This window comes from Methylophaga sp., assembly GCF_009711715.1.
GTDB lineage: Bacteria > Pseudomonadota > Gammaproteobacteria > Nitrosococcales > Methylophagaceae > Methylophaga.
Map to the genome: position 1 here is coordinate 12,766 of NZ_VENF01000018.1, position 19,638 is coordinate 32,403.

A 19,638-nucleotide genomic window follows, 5' to 3' on the forward strand; every position below is an offset into this window, starting at 1 on the left:
TCAACACTAAAAACAATAAAACAATAAAGAGTCTGAAATGAAGATTGCTGTTGCCGGGACCGGTTATGTCGGTCTGTCCCTTGCTGTTTTGCTCGCTCAGCATCACGAGGTTGTAGCTCTGGATATTATTGAAGATAAGGTGAAATTGCTTAATGACAAGCTTTCGCCCATCGAAGATAAAGAAATTCAGGACTTTCTGGATAATAAGCCATTAAATTTCACTGCTACGCTCGACAAGCAACAAGCCTACGCTGACGCTGATTTTGTCATCATTGCTACACCTACCGATTACGATCCTGACACCAACTATTTCAACACCAAAAGCGTAGAAGCGGTGATTGAAGATGTGATGGCGATTAATCCAAACGCTGTCATGGTGATTAAATCCACTGTGCCAGTCGGCTATACCGAGTCCGTAAAAAGAAAATATCAAAACAGCCTGATTGTGAGCGAAGCGAAGCAACCGAATATCCTCTTTTCACCCGAGTTCTTGAGAGAGGGTAGAGCCCTTCATGATAATCTCTACCCTTCCAGAATCGTCGTCGGTGAACGTAGCGAGCGAGCTGAGACGTTTGCAGCCTTACTGATTCAAGGTGCCAGCAAACAGGATATTCCTGTCCTTTTCACTGACAGCACTGAAGCGGAAGCCATCAAGCTTTTTTCAAATACCTACCTGGCCATGCGTGTGGCGTATTTCAATGAACTCGATACCTATGCAGAGACTCATGGGCTGGATACACGCCAGATTATAGAAGGTGTCGGCCTGGATCCCAGAATTGGCAATCATTACAACAACCCGTCTTTCGGCTATGGTGGCTATTGTCTGCCCAAAGACACCCGCCAGTTATTGGCTAATTATGAAGACGTACCCAATAACCTGATCAAAGCCATTGTTGATGCCAATACGACGCGTAAAGATTTTATTGCCGAATCCATTATCAAACGTAATCCGAAAGTGGTCGGTATCTACCGCCTGGTAATGAAAGCAGGTTCAGATAATTTTCGCGCTTCCGCCATTCAGGGCGTGATGAAACGCATTAAAGCCAAAGGCATTGAGGTTGTTGTTTACGAACCCGTGCTTGAAGAAGACACTTTTTTCCGTTCAGTAGTCATAAAAGACCTGGAAGAATTCAAACAAAAAGCCGATGTTGTACTGGCCAACAGGCTGACCGACGATATCATGGACATTCGGGATAAAGTCTACACCAGAGATTTGTTCGGTCAGGATTAGGTTTATAGCCTGTAATGAAAAAAATGTCGTCTCTTTTACCAGTCATCCTGAGCCTGCCGAAGGATCCCTCCGGCTTCGAGATACCTCGCTCCCGCTCGGCATGGAAGAGTGAGATAACAAGAGCTTTACTTTTCTCCCTTTTCATCCTGAGCCTGTCGAAGGATCTTTCCGGGCTTGAGATACCTCGCTCCCACTCGGCATGACAAAAGCGTATCAACAAAGTAGAGGCCTATCATCCTGAGCTTACCGAAGGATCTCCATCCAAACAAAAAACAATAAACCACGATTCAGTCACAAAACAGGAATATATCCTGTTTCCCGCTTTCAGAAAAATTGCTAATTTAAACAATGGCATGGATGCCACCAGTAACAATACAAAAGCCACTTCCAGGGAGGGTGGGGCGATTGTGTTGTTAGGCATCTATGCCACCAGCTCTCCAAAGCAGCCCAAAATCCCAACCATTGCAGAATTAATATCCTCAAAACGTTTACTTTTGCGTGACCTTTGCATACAGTGTTCATTTATTGAACGCATGATGGCAACTGAATGCTCACAGATGAATACCGATACAAAATATTCAAACTGGTAGAGGCCAACCCGGCGATCAGTCAGCGTCAGATCGCCCGTGAATTAGGCATTAGTCTGGGTAAAACAAATTACTGTCTAAAGGCACTGATAGAAAAAGGCCTGCTTAAAGCAGGTAACTTTCGAAACAGCAAAAACAAACTAGCTTATGCTTATAAGCTGACACCCAAGGGTATTGAAGAAAAGACCAGCGTTACAGTCAGATTCTTAAAAAAGAAAATCAAAGAATATGAGCTACTACAGAAAGAAATCGATGAATTACGCAAAGAGTCGATTAATACTGCCCAGCTTACAGAGTTGAATAAAGGCCCGGTTTCCAGGGAACATCAGGATGAAACAAATAAAAAGTAAGGCCGATCTTGCCATTAATGGCGCCCCCCCGGCTTTCGCTGAAAAGCTGCATGTCGGACGGCCGAACATTGGCGACAAAGCCGAGTTTCTGAAATATGTGGATCAGATTTTTGATAGCAAATGGCTCAGCAATAACGGCCCCTTAGTCCAGCAACTGGAAAATAAAATTGCCAACATCCACGATGTTAAACACTGCATAGCAATGTGCAATGGCACCGTGGCACTTGAAATTGCCATCAGGGCGCTGGAACTGGCCGGGGAAGTGATTCTGCCTTCCTACACTTTCATTGCTACCGCCCACGCCTTGCACTGGCAGGAAATTACGCCGGTATTTGCTGATATTGATCCTGACACACATTGCCTTGACCCCGAATCGGTCAAAAAAATGATAACGCCAAAAACGACCGGCATTATTGGTGTGCACCTTTGGGGGCATGCCGCACCGGTCAATGAACTCCAGCAAATTGCCGATGAGCATAATCTCAAACTCATGTTTGACGCCGCTCATGCTTTTGGCTGCTCATACCAAGGCCGGATGATCGGTAATTTTGGTGAAGCCGAAGTGCTGAGTTTCCATGCTACCAAGCTGTTCAATACCTTTGAGGGCGGCGCAGTGCTGACCAACAATGGCGAACTAGCAGAAAAAATGAGGCTAATGCGGAATTTCGGTTTTGGCGGTGTGGACAATGTGATTTACCCTGGCACCAATGGCAAGATGGTTGAAATAGCTGCAGCCATGGGTCTGGTAAATCTGGACAAGCTTGAGAGCGTTATCCAGCACAATGAAAAAAATTACAGAGCTTATCAGAAAGGGCTTGATGGGTTACCGGGCATAAATCTGTTTTTGTTTGATGAGGCTGAAAAGAACAACTTTCAATATGTCGTCATTGAAGTTGGTGAGAACTGTCCAATCAGACGTGATGATCTGGTTGAAATGTTACATGCCGAAAATGTACTTGCCAGGAAATATTTCTGGCCGGGTTGTCACAAAATGCTGCCCTATCGAGAACTTTATCCACATGCGGGGCTGTTACTCTCTAATACTCAAACAGTCGCTGACAACGTTATTGTATTACCAACTGGAAAAGCCGTTTCAGAACAAGACGTCGACCTCATCTGCCATATCGTCTGTAAGCATATTGAGACAGCTTTATGAAAGTAGGCATCATGCAGCCTTATTTTTTTCCGTATATCGGTTATTTTCAGCTGATTCATGCTGTGGATTCATTCGTGATCTATGATGACGTGAATTTCATAAAGGGCGGGTGGATTAATCGTAATTTCATTCTGTCAAATGGGGAAAAAACACGTATCACCTTACAATTACTGGGCGCAAGCCCCAACCTGCTCATTAAGCAGATTCAGATTGGTAATAATTGTCAGAAGCTGCTTAAAACGATCAGGCAAAGTTACGCAAAGGCACCTTATTTTCAAGATGTAATTGAGTTAATTGAGAAGATACTAAGCTCAAAAGAAACTAATCTGGCTAGCTTTCTGGATTATGGTCTCAGACAAATCTGTAATTATCTAGGCTTAGACAGAGAGTGGTACATTTCCTCGAACCTGAGGAAAGACGTTCAACTAAAAGGTCAGCAAAAAGTATTAGCTGTTTGTAATGAACTCGGCACCACACAATATATCAATATGCCTGGCGGCAAAGAATTATATGACCATGCCAGTTTTACAGAGCAAGATATCCAGCTATCTTTTATCGAGCCACGCATTACGTCATATGAACAAAACATCAACGAGTTTATTCCCTCCCTATCTATTATTGATGTAATGATGTTCAACAGCCAACTACAATGCCAGCAGATGGTTAAGGAATATGAAATTGTCTGAACATCGAACCCCACAATTTCGCAGAAATATCCTGCTAGAAGAGCTTCTGACAGAGCTTAACGCGGATTTAGAGTTAAGTGAAGAAAAGCTAATCAGTTCAAACCTCAATCAAGAAATGCCATTCCCACTGATTTTAGTTATGGGACCATTACGAAGCGGAACGACTTTATTTACTCAATGGCTGGCCAACACTGACCTTGTTGCTTACCCGACCAATTTATTGTCACGTTTTTATCAGGCACCCATTTTAGGTTCCAAGATTCAGTTGTTGCTCACTGACCCACGCTTTAACTTTCGTGATGAACTCGGTGAGTTTGCTCAGCAAGCGGAATATCGATCTGAGAATGGTAAAACCAAAGGGGTGCTGGCGCCGAACGAGTTTTGGTATTTCTGGCGGCGATTTTTGTCGGAACCCCAGCGGGATATCTGGTCTGATGAAGAACTAAAGCAGAGTATGGACATTGCTACCATGCGTGCTGAGTTGATTGGCATGATGAATGTTTTCCAGCAGCCGTTTGCTACAAAAGGCATGCTCTTCAACTATAACATTCCATTTCTCAACAGCATTCTTGAAAAAGTGGTTTTTGTTCAGATAAAGCGAGACCCGGTGAGCAATGTAGCTTCAGTATTAGATGCCCGTAAACGACAACTGGGTAGCGAATCTCAATGGTATTCCTTTCAAATCCCTGAATATGAAGCCCTGAAAGATTTAGATCCAATTACGCAAGTGAGTGGTCAAATCCATCATATTAATAACGCTGTCGACAACGGTATTTCATCTGTTGATGAGAGCAGAAAATTGGTCGTTCAATACGAAGAATTTTGCGAGAACCCTAAATATTTTTTTGATGCGTTAGCCGCAAAGCTTGGATTGAATAACCCTAAATATAATGGGCCCTCAAAATTCGAGTTAAGTAGAACCAATATTCTGAATGCAGAGCAAATCTCAGCTGCTTTGAAATCATTTAAATGAAAAAACTCATTATTTTTGGTGCTGATACACTCGCCAGCTTGCTTGCTTTTCAGGTGAAACATCAAGCAGGCTGGGAATTGGCTGGTTTTACTGTTGATGACAATTACTTGCTTGAATCATCGTTTGAAGGATTCCCAGTGATTGGATTTAACGGACTGGAAAAAAAATTCCATCCAGATCATTTTGAACTAATCTTTCCGCTCGGATTTCGGTGGATGAATGATTTACGCGCTAAGCGTATAGAGCAGGCTAAGGAAAAAGGTTTTAAGGTCGGTAATTTTGTATCGAGCTATGCCTGTGTGTTGTCCGATACTGAAGTTAAAGAAAATGTACTAATTTTTGAGCAGGCAATTGTACAGCCCCACGTGAAACTTGGCTGTAACATTATCATTCGCTCAGGAGCCAACATCGGGCATCACTCAGTAATAGGTAATCACAGTTTTATCGCATCGGGAGTTGTGACTGGGGGCAATGTGACGATTGGTGAGCGTTGTTTTATTGGCCTTGGGGCGGTGATCAGAGACAACATTAAGATTGCGGACCGAACTTTCATAGGAGCCGGTGCTGTAGTAGTTAAAGACACAGAGATCGACGGTGTATACATAGGTAATCCGGCTAGGAAAATAAAAAAAACAGCTATGGAAGCCACGGATGGTTAGCTCAAGACTGACCTCAAAACAGAATGACAATGGATTGATCATCAACCTGGCACCAACTGGTGGCGTGGCAGGTAAAGCTCAGACGCCATATATACCGATCACTCACAACGAAATAGTCGAAGATGTCGCTGAGTGTCTGGAATTAGGCATTCATATGGTTCATTTACATGTTCGGGATGAAGAGGGCAGACATAGCGCTGATCCGGAGCGGTATGGTCGACTTATTGAGTCTGTCAGAAAATTACCCGGTGGCCGTGACCTGATAATTTGTGTATCAACCTCCGGACGTTATGATCCCAGCTATCAAAGCCGGTCACGGGTATTGGATTTAGATGGTGATATGAAGCCGGACATGGCAAGTCTGACTTTGTCATCACTTAACTTTATGAGTTCTGCCAGTATCAATGAGCCTGAAACAATAAAGTCACTTGCCGCGAAGATGCTGGAAAAAGGCATTAAGCCGGAACTGGAAATCTTTGATCTCGGTATGCTCAATATCGCTCATGTTCTGCTTGAAGAAGGTCTCATTGTTTCGCCCATCTACACAAATATTTTGCTCGGGAATATTGCAGGATCGCAAGCCTCACTTAGTGGCATCTCTGCTATGTTGTTATCGATCCCGGATGACTGGGTAGTTTCTTTGGCAGGACTGGGCCGTTCTCAACTGACTGCAAATATAATGGGAATTACCTATGCAGAGGGCGTCAGAGTGGGCCTGGAAGACAACTTATGGCTCGATAAAGATAATCATGTACTTGCTAAAAATGCGGACTTGGTCAAGCGGGTACAGAGAATCGCTCTTGAGTGTCAACGATCCATAGAAACCAAGACACTGGTGAGGAAACGCTTGCTTGATGCTGAGATAGGTTAATGGCATCTCTCAGAGAAAAAACAGTGACAGGAGTTATTTGGAATCTCGCCGAACAGATCACTGTTAGAGGCATTTCCATCTTTGTTACCTTGCTTCTGGCGTATTTTCTAAGCCCTGAAGATTTCGGTTTGGTGGCAATGATTACCGTGTTTATCAATATTGCTACTGCATTAATGGACTCAGGTTTCAAACAGGCTTTGATTAAGTTGCCTGATGCAGAACAAGTAGATTTTAATACAGCCTTTTACGCCAATATTATTTTAGGGTTTGTTGCTTATTTACTATTATTTTTCACAGCGCCGATTATTTCTGATTTTTATGCTGAAGAGCGTCTGACGGCACTGATTCGTGTAGCTGGGCTAGTTGTCATTATCAATGTCTTCCAAGTGGTTCAGTATGCTTGTTTAAGTCGGGCGTTAAATTTCAGAGTTCAGTTTCGAGCCGCACTTCCAGCCTCGATTATTTCAGCACTCGTTGCTATAGCAATGGCATATTCTGGGTTTGGAGTTTGGGCTTTGATTGCCCAAATGTTGGTATCTGCGGCAATGGTTATTATCTTTCTGTGGTGGCAATATCTGTGGCGTCCGACCTTGAGTTGGTCATTGACATCACTTAAATCAATGTATCAGTTCGGATACAAACTTTTCTTGGCAGATTTGTTGGATGTTGTATTTAGAAACTTGTATGTCGTTGTTATAGCTAAGACTTTTTCTGTTTCTATAGCCGGATTGTATTTTTTTGCTGACAAAATTAAAGAATTGCTGATACTGAGAGTTGTTACATCTATTCAAAATGTTACCTACCCAGCTCTAGTCAAAGTTGGTAGTAGTGATGGAAAATTGAAATCAGGTTATAAGAAACTAATAATATTTACCTCATTCGCGTTAAGTCCTTTAGTGCTTTTCCTGGCTGGGTTGGCAGAACCGCTCTTCATTCTTCTTCTTGCTGATAAATGGTTACCAGCATCACATTATCTTCAATTAATGTGTATTGCTGGTGTTCTTATACCCATGCATGCACTCAACTTAAATATACTAAAAGTAAAAGGAAGATCAGACCTCTCGCTTATAATTGAGATAGTCAAAAAGATACTTCTGGTAGCAATTCTTGTTGTAAGTATCAACTATGGAGTAACAGGAATTTTGTATGGCCAAATAATAAGTTCTATCCTTGCTTTGGGTTTGAATAGTTATTTTTCTGGAGTGCTGATAAGTTATAGGTTAGAAGAGCAGTTGGTTGATTTTATTCCTAATATCATGCTTTCTGGTTTGATTGCCTATATGCTTTACGAAGTTTATAAGCTTCAAATCTTTAATGAACTCGTAATCGTCTTCCTGTTCGGTCCACTCGCAATATTAGTATATCTGGTGTCATCCTTCGTTCTTAAACTAGAAGGATTGAGGATATGTTCAGATATTTTGAGCAACAATCTGAATAAAAAATTTCGAGGCTCGAAAAATAATGGCTAATGTTTCTTATATTCAATAAAGTTCTGATAAAAAGATATGAAAATACTCAAAAAAATAAAAAATAAATTAGCAAGGCAATTCGCTAGGTTCTTTCCCAAAAGAAATCGATATTGTGTTTTATGTGATAAGCATCTCGCAAAATTTTTACCATATAGATCGGGCAAAACGTGCATTACCCTCCCTCGTGTTCTTCATGTAATTGGCAGTGATATAGCTAATTTTAGCTGTCCTTGGTGTGGTTCTCATGATCGAGAACGCCATCTATATCTTTACTTAAAGGAAATGGGTCTACTAGAACACTTGAAAAGTGCGGATGTACTTCATTTTGCGCCCGAAAATAAATTATCGACGTTGTTCCAAACACACACTTCTGGCAGATACGTGAAAGCCGATCTTTTCCCAACAGCAGAGGATATTGAGAAAGTTGACATGACATGTATGCCATTCAAGGATGAAAGCTTCGATTTTCTTATTGCTAATCACGTCCTAGAACATGTTGATGAACATATAAAGGCCTTAAGTGAGATAAAGCGTGTTTTAAAAAAAGGGGGCTATTGTGTTCTGCAAACTCCATATAGCGAAAAGCTCAATACGACTTTTTCAGATCCAGGAATTGATGATGAAAACGGCCGCCTCTTTGCATATGGACAAGAGGACCATGTAAGACTGTTTGGTAGGGATGTTTTTGATGTAATTTCATCTGTCGGTTTAGTGCCTTTAGTAAAACAACATGTTGAAGTTTTAAGTGATTACGAACCAAACCGTTATGGTGTCAATAGTGAAGAGCCTTTGTTTTTGTTTTGTCGTCCTGTATAGGCTCTACGAGAGCAGTTTAAAGGTAGATTTGTGAAGCATTTAAGATCCGAAGATGAAATTATAAAGACATGGGACACAGCTGGTACTCAGCCAGTTGTTAGCATCTGTTGTATAACTTATAACCATGAAGACTACATTGAAGATGCTTTAAATGGTTTCCTTATTCAGGAAACAGATTTCCCAATTGAGATCCTGATTCATGATGATGCTTCTACTGATAGAACTTCAGACATTATTCGGAATTATCAAGCTAATTATCCAAAAATAGTAAAACCCATTTACCAAACTGAAAATCAATTTTCTCATGGTAAACGTATGAATGCAGATTTCAATTTCACAAGGGCTAAGGGTGATTATCTAGCAATATGTGAGGGCGATGATTATTGGGTCGATACAAGTAAATTACAAAAACAAGTAAATTATCTTATCGCAAACCCATCTTACGTTCTAACCTTCACTGATGCCCTAACGTTTAATAGCGAAGGAATAATAGAGTCTAATTTAGGAGGAGCTACAAGAGATCTTTCTGCTGAGGAATTGATTGTCGGAACGCCAATTAAAACCTTAACGGCTTGTTTCAAGAATGTGTTCAAAGAAAAAGCATGGCCTGCAGAGCTGAGAAATGCATATTATGGAGATTTAACTATGTGGTCGTTATTGGGTGATCATGGAGCAGGTAAGTATCTATCTGATATTTCCCCATCAATGTATCGGGTACATAATGAAAGTATTCATTCTTCTATTCCTCAGAAAACACGATATAGAAATTACTTACAAACTTTATTTTGTCTTTATCTCTATCGTGTTACGCAAGCGGATCAAAGGGCCGCAAAACTGATCGCAGCAAAAATCATAAGACACTTAGTAAAAGAGTTGAGTTTGATAGATGTTGTGAAAATTTTTACTGGGCATTGCATAACAACGTTGAAAGCTTTTTTGAAGTGACCCTTTCTTTAATGAACTCTTTTACTCGAGATAATCAATCCACTTTTGTCAGTGTGATATTAGCTTCTTTTAATGGGCAGAGTTTTATAGAGAAACAATTAGATTCCATCCTCAATCAAACGCATCCACATCTGGAGTTACTTGTAGTTGATGATGGTTCAAATGATCAAACTCTTGAAATCGTTATAGAGTATTCAAAACATGATGAGAGAGTTCGTATATTTCCAACACATATAAATCAGGGATTAGTTAAAAACTTTGAACGTGGGCTTAAGCTAACCAAAGGCGAATTCATCGTTCTTGCTGATCAAGATGATATTTTTCACCGAGATAAAATTGAAAAACAATTAGCTTTGCTCTCTAAAAAACCAGATCTGGATATTGTGATTTCTGATCTAGAGTTAATAGACGAGAGAAACAACTCAATATCGGCTTCTATGTGGAAGTTTCAGGGAATCAACAGTTCACCCAGATTCCCATTCAAAAACCTGGCGATAGATAATTACGCAACAGGTTGCACCATAATGTTTAGACGACGACTATTGGACTCTGTACTCCCGTTTCCACCTGAACTGAGAATACATGATCAGTGGCTGGCTATTGTTGCAGCAAGAGAGCATGGAGGCGGTATTGGGGTTATAAATGAAACATTGACAAAATACAGACAACACCATGGAAATGTGATTGGTGCAAAGCACACAAACAAACGTGGCTTGAATGATATTCGAAAAAAACTCTTTTCATTGAGTGAACTCAAAATGTTACGTCAACAATCATCCCGGTTATTTAATGAAAAGCGTCTCCGAGTAAGTTCATTTCTTGAAAGAAGAGAGTTGTTTTCTCGAACTGAGATTCGCTATCTTGAATCGCTGGAAAGTCTTTTTTTGATCTTTTCAGGTGTGTCAAATAAAGGTTTGTGGCATCGTATATTTAGTTTGCCAAAGGCCTTATATTTCAGTTTTTACGCAAGAAGTTTCTTGCAGACGTTCTCCAGGTTTGTTGTTCTGACGATTCCTCAAAAGTCGAATCAACTCAAAACTCACTTAAAGTAGAAAAGTATTTAAGATTTTATGCAAAACAGAATATCTATTGCGATGGCTACTTTTAATGGTGAGGCTTTCATCGGAGAACAGCTAGAGAGCTTCTTGGCTCAGACTGCTATGCCAGATGAGCTTGTCATTTCAGATGATGGTTCCATAGACAGCACTGTCTCGGTTACGAAAACTTGTATGGACGGGAGTTCTGTCGAGTTGCTGCTTAAACAGAATTCACACACTCTTGGATATGCGCAGAATTTTAACACTGCGCTAAGATTGGCTTCAGGAGATATTATTTTTCTGAGTGATCAGGATGATGTTTGGCTGGAAAACAAAATAAAAATCGTTAAAAAAGCTTTTGAGGCAAACCCAGAAAAATATCTCATCATTCATGACCTTGAATATTGTGATGAAAACCTTCAACCGATTGGTCAAACTAAACTAGAGCGTTTAAATAGTATTGGTGCCACTGAAAGAAGCTTTGTGACTGGAATGGCGACAGCCGTTAGGAAAGAATTCCTCAATGTATGTCTTCCGATACCTAAAAATGCGTTAATTACGCATGATTTGTGGTTACACGAATGCGCCCATGTGTTGAATGTAAAAATAGTGCTACCTGAAGTGTTGGCTTTATACAGAAGGCATGATCTAAATGTAACTGCTGATTCAGTTATAAATAGTGGAAAAAAGACGAATTTTTTTTCATTCATTAAATCGGTGGACGGCAAGGAAACCAAGAACAGTCTTGAAAGAAAGGGCGCCGTATTAAGAGAGCTTATGCTGTGGTTTCAACGGGCTGACGTTATTAGATTTTGTCAAAAAATCACATCTATGAAGCAATCCTCGTTGAGCAAAAAACGGCGTACTCTGGAGCATGAGTTAGCTCAGACGGAAAAGCGGTTGAAACTCTATGATAAAAATCGACCGATCAGACTCTTCGCAGCAATTAAGTTGTATTTAGAAGGTGGCTATGTTGAGTTTATGGGAGTCAAAAGTTTAATTAAAGATATTCTGGCAAAAGTTTGAATATCCAATTTTTCTAGAAGTGGTATCCACATAACTTCCCCGAGCCCTAAAATGAAGATCGCCGTTATAGTTCCTGTATATCGCCAATGGGACCTTATACCAAACTTAATTTCAACGTTTAAAAAAATGACTGTAAGCGACCGCCGCGTCGAATTTATTTTGGTAGATAATGAACCTGGCACTGATAAAAATGTGCCGGGGATTAACTTGGTTGAATGCCAAAAACCTGGCTCCTATGCCGCTAGAAATGCCGGTATTAGAAATTCAAGTGCGGATTTATTTTTATTCAGCGATGCTGACTGTATACCCTCAGCTAAGTGGATAGAGAGTATCCGTCTAGCTTATAAGGAATCAAACAAAAAAACCTTATTAGCCGGGAACGTCATTATCCGCAGTAATAACACACACCCAACTACAGCAGAGCTTTATGATATTGCTGCAGGACTACCTCAGGAAAGGTATGTTTCCAGGGGGTATGCTGTCACAGCTAACTTGGCTATTCCGAGAGCAGTATTTGATGAAATTGGTTTGTTTGATGAAACCCGGTTTTCTGGCGGGGATGCTGACTTTTGTCAACGTGCTTTAAAAGCAGGGTTTAAATTGAAGTTTGTACCCGAGGCGATTGTGTATCATCCTGCCCGTACAACTTGGAAGGAGTATGCTACGAAGGTCCGGCGTATGAAAGGCGGGCAGATTAGGGCGGGCAAATGGAGCCGTCGGCTGAAATACTTTTTGATTACGCTTGTGCCACCAGTTTGGCGAATCTGGCGAAGTGCTAAAAGTGATAAGCTTAAGCCTTTTGAAAAAGTACGGGTGGGCTGGTTTCAGCTGCGTCTTTGGTTTGTTGAATTGTTTGAGATGATTGCCTTGCTGCTTGGGAAAACGCCGGAAAGAAGATAAAAAAACATCATGAATCAAACTGAGAGCCGGGTTCCCGTGGTGGTTTCAACCATCATGCCATTACATAACGCTGCGGATTTTGTCGAGCAGGCGATTAAATCTGTGTTGGATCAGACGTTTCAGGACTGGGAACTGCTGATTATTGATGATAAATCCACCGATGGTTCCGTTGAGATTGTAAAATCCTTCGTTTCCAGTGACAACCGGATCAAGCTCATTCAACTTGAACAGAACAGTGGTGCAGCGGTAGCCAGAAATACGGGGTTTGAAGCAGCTAAAGGACGTTATATTGCTTTTCTTGATAGTGATGACATCTGGTTGCCAGAGAAGCTGGAAAAGCAGATTCATTTTATGCAAAAAACTGCTTGTCCATTCACCTATACAGCCTATGGGAAAATTAACGAGCAAGGTCAATGGCTGGGTAAGGTTGGTGTGCCTGAAGATGCGACCTATAAGAGCCTTTTAAAGACCTGTTTTATTGGCTGTTTAACGGTGATGATTGATACAGCATACTTTGGCAAAGTGACGATGCCACTGCTGAGGAAACGCCAGGATTATGGTTTATGGCTTCAATTGCTGAAGCAGGCAGAGAAAGCCAAAGGTTTGCCAGAGGTTTTGGCCCATTATCGTGTGCATAAAGCATCCATCTCCGCGAATAAATTGCACACCGCAACTTATACTTGGCGTTTATATCGGGAAGTTGAAAACCTATCTCTGCCCGCAAGTATTTATTATTTTTCTCATTATGCCGTTAGAGGATTTATGCGGCATCGTTTGCCCAGACTGGCGAGAGCGTTCAGAATTCTGCACTAAGTGTTGATATGAAAATATTAGTATCCGGTGGCACAGGTTTTGTTGGACGAGCTCTGGTGTCACATCTGAGGGGAAACGGGCATGCTGTTTCTGCGTTGGTCCGTGAAGTCTCTTCATCCTTGGAAGGGGAAGTGCCACAAATTATTTGCGGTGATCTTGTCGGTTTGTCAGATTCGCCCGTTCCATCTGGCGTGAAAGACGTCTGTGACATCAATAAACTCAGAACCGCTCTTGAAAATACTGACACGGTCATTCACACAGCAGCGCGGGTTCACGTGATGGATGATACCGCTGAAGAACCCCTTATCGAGTTTAGAAAAGTCAACACTGCTGCGACTCTGGGCCTAGCTCGTGAAGCCGCCAGAGCTGGTGTTAAACGGTTTATTTTTCTGAGTACCATTAAGGTTAACGGCGAATCGACATATCCAGGTGAGCCTTTTTCAGAGCAAGATATTTGTAATCCTACTGACCCCTATGGCATTTCCAAATATGAAGCCGAGCAGGGCTTGCTGCAGATTGCACAAAAGACTGGAATGGAGGTGGTAATTATCCGGCCACCATTGATTTATGGCCCCGGTGTTAAAGGCAATTTCGCCAGTATGATGCGCTGGGTGGGTAAGGGTATACCGCTACCCCTGGGCGCAGTTAATAACCAACGTTCTTTGCTGGCTTTGGAGAATCTGCTTGATTTTATTAACTGTTGTTTGGACCATCCGAAGGCAGCGAATGAAGTTTTCCTGTTATCCGATGGCCAGGATGTCTCGACGACTGAGTTAATACAAAAGCTTGCCCAGGCTCAGGGTAAAAAAGCCTGGTTGTTACCGGTTCCTGTCTCATTGATGAAACTTGCAGCGGATTTGCTGGGTAAACGTGATGTGGCGGATCGATTATTTGGCTCACTGCAGATCGACAATAGTAAAGCGTGTTTCAAGCTGAACTGGTCACCAGTTGTTTCGATGGATGAACAACTCAGGAAAATGTTGAAATAAAGCACCAAACAACTGTTTGGTCCGGCAGGATTCCTGAACGATCTCCGACTTGTCATTATAATCCTCTGCCGACATCAGACAGGCTTGAGTGAAAGCATTGGAATTCTTTCGACCGCACTTGAAATGGCAAGGCTTATTGCGCCAATTTAGACTGAACATCAGAAACAAGCTCTACCTGAGAAGAGCGGCATCAGGTAACATCCCACACCATAAATTAATACTTAATTGGAACACTCTTGATCAGATTTTTTGATGTTGTTTTTTCATTTCTGGGGTTAATGCTGATGCTCCCCATTTTGCTGATAATTGCCGTTCTGGGTTTATTCGATACAGGTTCACCTTTTTTCAGGCAACAGCGTGTTGGTCGATACAAGAAACCATTCACATTGGTGAAATTCCGGACCATGAAAGTCGATACAGCAGATATGGCAAGCCATCTGGCCAGCCGTTCTTCAATTACACCATTGGGCAGTTTCCTGCGCCGAACTAAATTGGATGAGTTACCACAACTCTGGAATGTTTTGAAAGGGGAAATGAGTCTGGTTGGGCCACGGCCATGCTTGTATAGCCAGGAAGAACTAATATATGAGCGTGAGCAAAGGGGCGTCTTTAACGTCAGGCCGGGTATCACAGGACTAGCTCAAATCAACGAAATAGATATGTCCACGCCAAAGTTGCTGGCTGATACGGATGCACAGATGCTAGCCAACCTGAGGCTGGAATCCTATTTTTTCTTTCTATTTCACACGGTCATTGGCAAGGGCACCGGCGACAGGGTAAAGTAAATATGTTTTCCCCTGTTTTTACAGGGGGCCTAAAAACGTTGTTTGTGTTGACCACCATCTTTTTCGGTAATCTAGCGCTCATTGGCGCCACTATTTTAAATAAGCTATAAAACATGACAATTCTGGTAACCGGTGGAGCTGGTTTTATCGGCTCAAACTTTATTCTCGATTGGCTGGCTCAAAGTGATGAGCCTGTTATCAACCTCGACAAACTGACCTACGCGGGTAATGCCGAAAACCTGGCCTCTATTAACGAGGATGAGCGGTATACTTTCTCACATGGTGATATTGGTGATTCGAAGTTGGTCGCCAGACTGCTTGAACAGTACCAGCCCCGGGCGGTGCTAAACTTTGCGGCCGAGTCGCATGTCGATCGATCGATTCACGGCCCCGAGGACTTTATCGAGACCAATATTCTCGGCACCTTCAGATTGCTTGAAGCGGTACGCGCCTACTGGAATAAGCTTGAAGCGGATGCCAGAGCGGACTTTCGTTTTCTGCACGTCTCCACTGATGAGGTTTATGGCACCTTGGCACCAGATGCTGATGCTTTTACGGAAATGCATCGCTATGAGCCCAACAGCCCGTACAGCGCTAGCAAGGCTTCGTCCGATCACCTGGTTCGCGCCTATCATCACACCTACGGCCTGCCGGTTTTGACAACCAATTGTTCCAACAACTACGGTCCCTACCAGTTCCCTGAGAAGCTGATCCCGTTGATGATTCACAATGCTTTGGCGGGTAACCCCTTGCCTGTGTATGGTGACGGGCAGCAGATTCGGGACTGGCTCTATGTGGGCGATCACTGCAGCGCAATCCGCCGTGTGTTGGAAGCAGGTCGGGTCGGCGAAGTCTATAACATCGGTGGACTTAACGAAAAAGCCAACCTGGATATCGTCAATATCATCTGCGACTTGCTGGAAGAACTGGCGCCTGAAAATCCAAACTCCCGAACCTTAAGCTCGTCATTGCGAGCGCAGCGAAGCAATCCAGGCCATTCTCATGAAGATAAAGACGTGAATCCAGAAGGCTTTAAAAGCCTTATCACATTCGTCAAAGACCGCCCCGGCCATGACCGCCGTTATGCCATCAATGCCGACAAGATCAACAGCGAACTGAACTGGCAACCGGCTGAAACCTTTGAAACCGGTATCCGCAAGACCGTGCGTTGGTACCTGGATAATCAGGACTGGGTTGAACACATTGTCAGCGGTGAATACCGTGACTGGGTAAAACAACAGTACGCATGAAGATTTTACTGCTGGGCGCAAATGGTCAGGTCGGCTGGGAATTGCAGAGATCGCTTTCAACCCTGGGAGAGCTTTCGGCACATGGCAGGGACACGGCAGATTTTGAAAACATGGCTGGATTGGCTGCTTTGGTTCACAAAGAAAAACCGGATGTTATCGTCAATGCCGCGGCCTACACAGCCGTAGACCAGGCAGAAACCGATGAAGAGCGCGCTTATAAAATCAATACCGAAGCTGTGGCTACACTGGCAGACGCTGCAAAAACAATTGATGCCTGCCTGATCCACTATTCAACCGACTATGTGTTTGATGGCACAAAACAAGGTCGTTACAGTGAAGAGGATATAACCAATCCGCAATCGGTTTACGGCAAAAGCAAGCGTGAAGGCGAGTTAGCCATTATAGATAGTGGCTGTCACTATTTTATTTTCAGAACCAGCTGGGTTTTCGCCTCTCGCGGCAACAATTTTGCCAAGACCATGATAAAACTGGCCTGTGAACGTGATGAACTGAAAGTGGTCGCCGATCAAATCGGCGCGCCGACCAGTGCCGAACTTATTGCCGATGTCACAGCTTTGGCCATCTACAATCTATCCATGCTCGGTCATTCCGATCCCTTCGACTCAACTCAGGACACCTCCTCTTGTCATTCCGAGCGAAGCCGAGGAATCCCGTCATTCCCGCACAGGCGGGAATCCAGTCCGGAAAACTCTACGAACGACGACCTCAGCGGAATTTATCACCTAACTGCCAGCGGAGAGACCAGTTGGCATGGTTTTGCCAAGCATGTGATTGCTTGTGCGGAAAAGCTGGGAATGAAATTTAAGGTCAAACCGGAAAACATCGCTCCAATTCCGACAGAGCAATTTCCACGTCCGGCTAAGCGTCCACTTAATTCAAGAATGGACACCCAAAAGTTACAATCCCTGCTGAATATCGAATTGCCGGACTGGCATTGGCATGTCGACAGGATGGTGACGGAATATGTGGAGAGTTGTGAGTGGGAAGTGGAAAGTCGGTAGTGGAGAATCGGCAATCTAAAATAGGGAGCGTAAGTTAGCTCCTTCCCACTCGAAGGGGGAAGGTTGGGATGGGGGTGGAACTTTCCACGCTGAAACTTGGGCTAGACAAACCCTAAACTGAACCTGAGCCCCCATTAGTGTTTGTGCTTTATTAACTGTGATTCGTTAAGAGTTGTTTTCAAGGATGGAGACGTAGATGACAAAACCTCATGAAAGACTGGATGCCTGGATATATTCGATGCAATTGGTGAAAGAGATTTATAAGATGACGGCGGGTTTCCCAGCCGAAGAACGTTTTGGACTAACGTCACAAATGCGGCGCGCCGCAGTGTCTATTCCGAGTAACATCGCTGAAGGTGCAGCTCGCAGTGGTGCCAGAGAATTTGCATATCACCTCAGTGTAGCCAGAGGTTCATTATCTGAACTGGAAACACAGACAAAGTTGGCAGAAATGTTAGGTTACGTTATAAAAACAGGCCATACTGATGAGCTATTTGATCGAGTAGGTAAGCTGCTGACTGGCTTACATAAAAAATGGAACAAAGCATGAGCCAACTCCCCACTTCCCACTCCCCACTCCCGAGAAGAAAAGGCATTATTCTCGCCGGCGGTTCAGGCACACGTCTTTATCCTGCGACTCAAGCTATTTCCAAGCAGCTACTCCCGGTTTTTGACAAACCGATGATCTACTATCCGCTCTCTACATTGATGCTGGCGGATATTCGGGAAATCCTCATTATCTCAACTCCGGACGATACGCCACGCTTTAAACATCTGCTCGGGGATGGCTCTCGATGGGGGCTGGATATTCAATATGAAGTACAGCCTTCACCGGATGGACTCGCCCAAGCATTTTTGATCGGTGAGGCCTTTCTTGACGGACATCCTTCCGCGTTGGTGCTGGGTGACAATATTTTTTATGGTCATTCGTTGGAGACATTACTTGAATCTGCCAACTCACGCTCAACAGGGGCAACGGTTTTTGCCTATCATGTGAAAGACCCTGAGCGTTACGGCGTGGCTGACTTTGATAAAAGTGGCAAGGTGCTCAGTATTGAGGAAAAACCAGCTAAACCCAAGTCCAATTACGCTGTAACGGGGCTGTATTTTTACGACGCACGTGTGGTGGAGTTTGCCAAGCAAATCAAGCCTTCAGCCAGAGGCGAGCTGGAAATCACCGATCTCAACAAGCTTTACTTAGAAAAAGGTGAACTTGCCGTCGAGAAAATGGGCCGCGGTTATGCTTGGTTGGATACCGGCACCCACGAAAGCCTGCTTGACGCAGCACAATTTGTCCAAACCATCGAGAATCGGCAGGGGCTCAAGATTGCCTGCCCTGAAGAGATTGCGCTCTGTAAAGGCTGGATTAGTACTGAGCAACTTGAAGAAATTGCCCAGCCTATGCTGAAGAACGGCTACGGTCAGTACCTGATGCAGGTCTTGCGCGAACACCGCAACTAACCCACTTACCACTAACCCATTATCGACACATATGAAATCCACACCAACAGCTATCCCGGATGTACTGATTATCGAACCCGATGTGTTTGGCGATGATCGCGGCTTTTTTTTCGAGAGTTTTAATCGGAAAAAGTTTGAACAAGCCACCGGCAGACAAGTCGACTTTGTACAGGATAATCACTCTAAATCAGTGAAAGGTGTCCTCAGAGGCCTGCATTATCAGCTACCGCCTCACGCCCAGGGCAAGCTGGTCAGAGTCGTGCAGGGCGAAGTATTCGATGTTGCCGTAGATATTCGCAAAAGCTCACCATCTTTTGGGCAGTGGGTGGGAGATATTCTCTCTGCAGAAAACAAAAAACAACTTTGGATTCCCGAAGGCTTTGCCCATGGTTTCTTAACCCTGAGCGATACAGCAGAGTTTGTTTACAAAACTACCGCTTACTACGCTCCAGAGAGTGAACGATGTATTACCTGGAATGATGCTGATCTGATGATTGACTGGCATATGCAAGGCAAACCGGCACTGTCCGGAAAGGACGCTATTGCACCGAAACTGGCTGATGCCGAGGTGTTTGAATGAGTCTGCTGCGCTGCAGGCCACAGAATCAGCTT

21 protein-coding genes are annotated in these 19,638 nt (G+C 43.4%); all 21 read left to right on the top strand.

What is annotated here, in order from left to right:
• Nucleotides 1-37 precede the first annotated feature (37 nt).
• Nucleotides 38-1,231, top strand: coding sequence for a nucleotide sugar dehydrogenase (locus FH755_RS12395; RefSeq protein ID WP_292441431.1), 1,194 nt, complete (start codon nt 38-40; stop codon nt 1,229-1,231).
• A gap of 547 nt (nt 1,232-1,778) precedes the next feature.
• On the top strand, nt 1,779-2,168 hold the full coding sequence (locus FH755_RS12400) for a MarR family EPS-associated transcriptional regulator (RefSeq protein ID WP_292441432.1): 390 nt from the start codon (nt 1,779-1,781) through the stop codon (nt 2,166-2,168).
• Nucleotides 2,149-3,324: a DegT/DnrJ/EryC1/StrS family aminotransferase gene (locus FH755_RS12405; RefSeq protein WP_292441433.1), complete on the top strand. Its 1,176-nt coding sequence runs from the start codon at nt 2,149-2,151 to the stop codon at nt 3,322-3,324. Before FH755_RS12400 ends, FH755_RS12405 begins: the two co-directional genes overlap by 20 nt.
• Nucleotides 3,321-4,010: a WbqC family protein gene (locus FH755_RS12410; protein ID WP_292441434.1), complete on the top strand. Its 690-nt coding sequence runs from the start codon at nt 3,321-3,323 to the stop codon at nt 4,008-4,010. The genes FH755_RS12405 and FH755_RS12410 overlap by 4 nt, the downstream gene beginning before the upstream one ends.
• On the top strand, nt 3,997-4,983 hold the full coding sequence (locus tag FH755_RS12415) for a sulfotransferase (RefSeq protein ID WP_292441435.1): 987 nt from the start codon (nt 3,997-3,999) through the stop codon (nt 4,981-4,983). The genes FH755_RS12410 and FH755_RS12415 overlap by 14 nt, the downstream gene beginning before the upstream one ends.
• A complete protein-coding gene (locus FH755_RS12420) occupies nt 4,980-5,642 on the top strand; it encodes an acetyltransferase (RefSeq protein ID WP_292441436.1) in 663 nt (220 codons plus the stop codon). Before FH755_RS12415 ends, FH755_RS12420 begins: the two co-directional genes overlap by 4 nt.
• Nucleotides 5,643-5,676: 34 nt before the next feature.
• Nucleotides 5,677-6,513, top strand: a complete 837-nt coding sequence (locus tag FH755_RS12425; protein ID WP_292441437.1) for a 3-keto-5-aminohexanoate cleavage protein — start codon at nt 5,677-5,679, stop codon at nt 6,511-6,513.
• Nucleotides 6,513-7,982: a lipopolysaccharide biosynthesis protein gene (locus FH755_RS12430; protein ID WP_292441438.1), complete on the top strand. Its 1,470-nt coding sequence runs from the start codon at nt 6,513-6,515 to the stop codon at nt 7,980-7,982. Before FH755_RS12425 ends, FH755_RS12430 begins: the two co-directional genes overlap by 1 nt.
• Before the next feature lie 36 nt (nt 7,983-8,018).
• Nucleotides 8,019-8,798 carry a class I SAM-dependent methyltransferase gene (locus FH755_RS12435; RefSeq protein WP_292441439.1) on the top strand — a complete coding sequence of 260 codons (780 nt, stop codon included), beginning with the start codon at nt 8,019-8,021 and terminating at the stop codon, nt 8,796-8,798.
• 30 nt (nt 8,799-8,828) lie between these two features.
• Nucleotides 8,829-9,743 (top strand): glycosyltransferase, encoded by a 915-nt coding sequence (locus FH755_RS12440; protein ID WP_292441440.1) that lies wholly within the window; start codon nt 8,829-8,831, stop codon nt 9,741-9,743.
• An 11-nt stretch (nt 9,744-9,754) separates the two neighbouring features.
• Nucleotides 9,755-10,795 carry a glycosyltransferase family 2 protein gene (locus tag FH755_RS12445; protein WP_292441441.1) on the top strand — a complete coding sequence of 347 codons (1,041 nt, stop codon included), beginning with the start codon at nt 9,755-9,757 and terminating at the stop codon, nt 10,793-10,795.
• A gap of 18 nt (nt 10,796-10,813) precedes the next feature.
• On the top strand, nt 10,814-11,806 hold the full coding sequence (locus FH755_RS12450; RefSeq protein WP_292441442.1) for a glycosyltransferase family 2 protein: 993 nt from the start codon (nt 10,814-10,816) through the stop codon (nt 11,804-11,806).
• A 51-nt stretch (nt 11,807-11,857) separates the two neighbouring features.
• Entirely contained in the window at nt 11,858-12,706 is an 849-nt protein-coding gene (locus tag FH755_RS12455) for a glycosyltransferase (RefSeq protein ID WP_292441443.1), read from the top strand.
• 9 nt (nt 12,707-12,715) lie between these two features.
• A complete protein-coding gene (locus FH755_RS12460; protein WP_292441444.1) occupies nt 12,716-13,519 on the top strand; it encodes a glycosyltransferase family 2 protein in 804 nt (267 codons plus the stop codon).
• 8 nt (nt 13,520-13,527) lie between these two features.
• The gene (locus tag FH755_RS12465) at nt 13,528-14,508 is read left to right on the top strand and encodes an SDR family oxidoreductase (protein ID WP_292441445.1); all 981 of its coding nucleotides are present in this window, start codon (nt 13,528-13,530) and stop codon (nt 14,506-14,508) included.
• Between the two features lie 236 nt (nt 14,509-14,744).
• Nucleotides 14,745-15,293 (top strand): sugar transferase, encoded by a 549-nt coding sequence (locus FH755_RS12470; protein ID WP_292441446.1) that lies wholly within the window; start codon nt 14,745-14,747, stop codon nt 15,291-15,293.
• 113 nt (nt 15,294-15,406) lie between these two features.
• Nucleotides 15,407-16,543 (top strand): dTDP-glucose 4,6-dehydratase, encoded by a 1,137-nt coding sequence (gene rfbB, locus FH755_RS12475; protein WP_292441447.1) that lies wholly within the window; start codon nt 15,407-15,409, stop codon nt 16,541-16,543.
• Entirely contained in the window at nt 16,540-17,565 is a 1,026-nt protein-coding gene (gene rfbD / locus FH755_RS12480) for a dTDP-4-dehydrorhamnose reductase (RefSeq protein WP_292441448.1), read from the top strand. Before rfbB ends, rfbD begins: the two co-directional genes overlap by 4 nt.
• 196 nt (nt 17,566-17,761) lie before the next feature.
• Nucleotides 17,762-18,115 carry a four helix bundle protein gene (locus tag FH755_RS12485; RefSeq protein WP_292441449.1) on the top strand — a complete coding sequence of 118 codons (354 nt, stop codon included), beginning with the start codon at nt 17,762-17,764 and terminating at the stop codon, nt 18,113-18,115.
• Nucleotides 18,112-19,026, top strand: a complete 915-nt coding sequence (gene rfbA / locus FH755_RS12490; protein WP_292441450.1) for a glucose-1-phosphate thymidylyltransferase RfbA — start codon at nt 18,112-18,114, stop codon at nt 19,024-19,026. The genes FH755_RS12485 and rfbA overlap by 4 nt, the downstream gene beginning before the upstream one ends.
• A 31-nt stretch (nt 19,027-19,057) precedes the next feature.
• Nucleotides 19,058-19,606: a dTDP-4-dehydrorhamnose 3,5-epimerase gene (gene rfbC, locus FH755_RS12495; RefSeq protein WP_292441451.1), complete on the top strand. Its 549-nt coding sequence runs from the start codon at nt 19,058-19,060 to the stop codon at nt 19,604-19,606.
• The last annotated feature ends 32 nt before the right edge of the window (nt 19,607-19,638 follow it).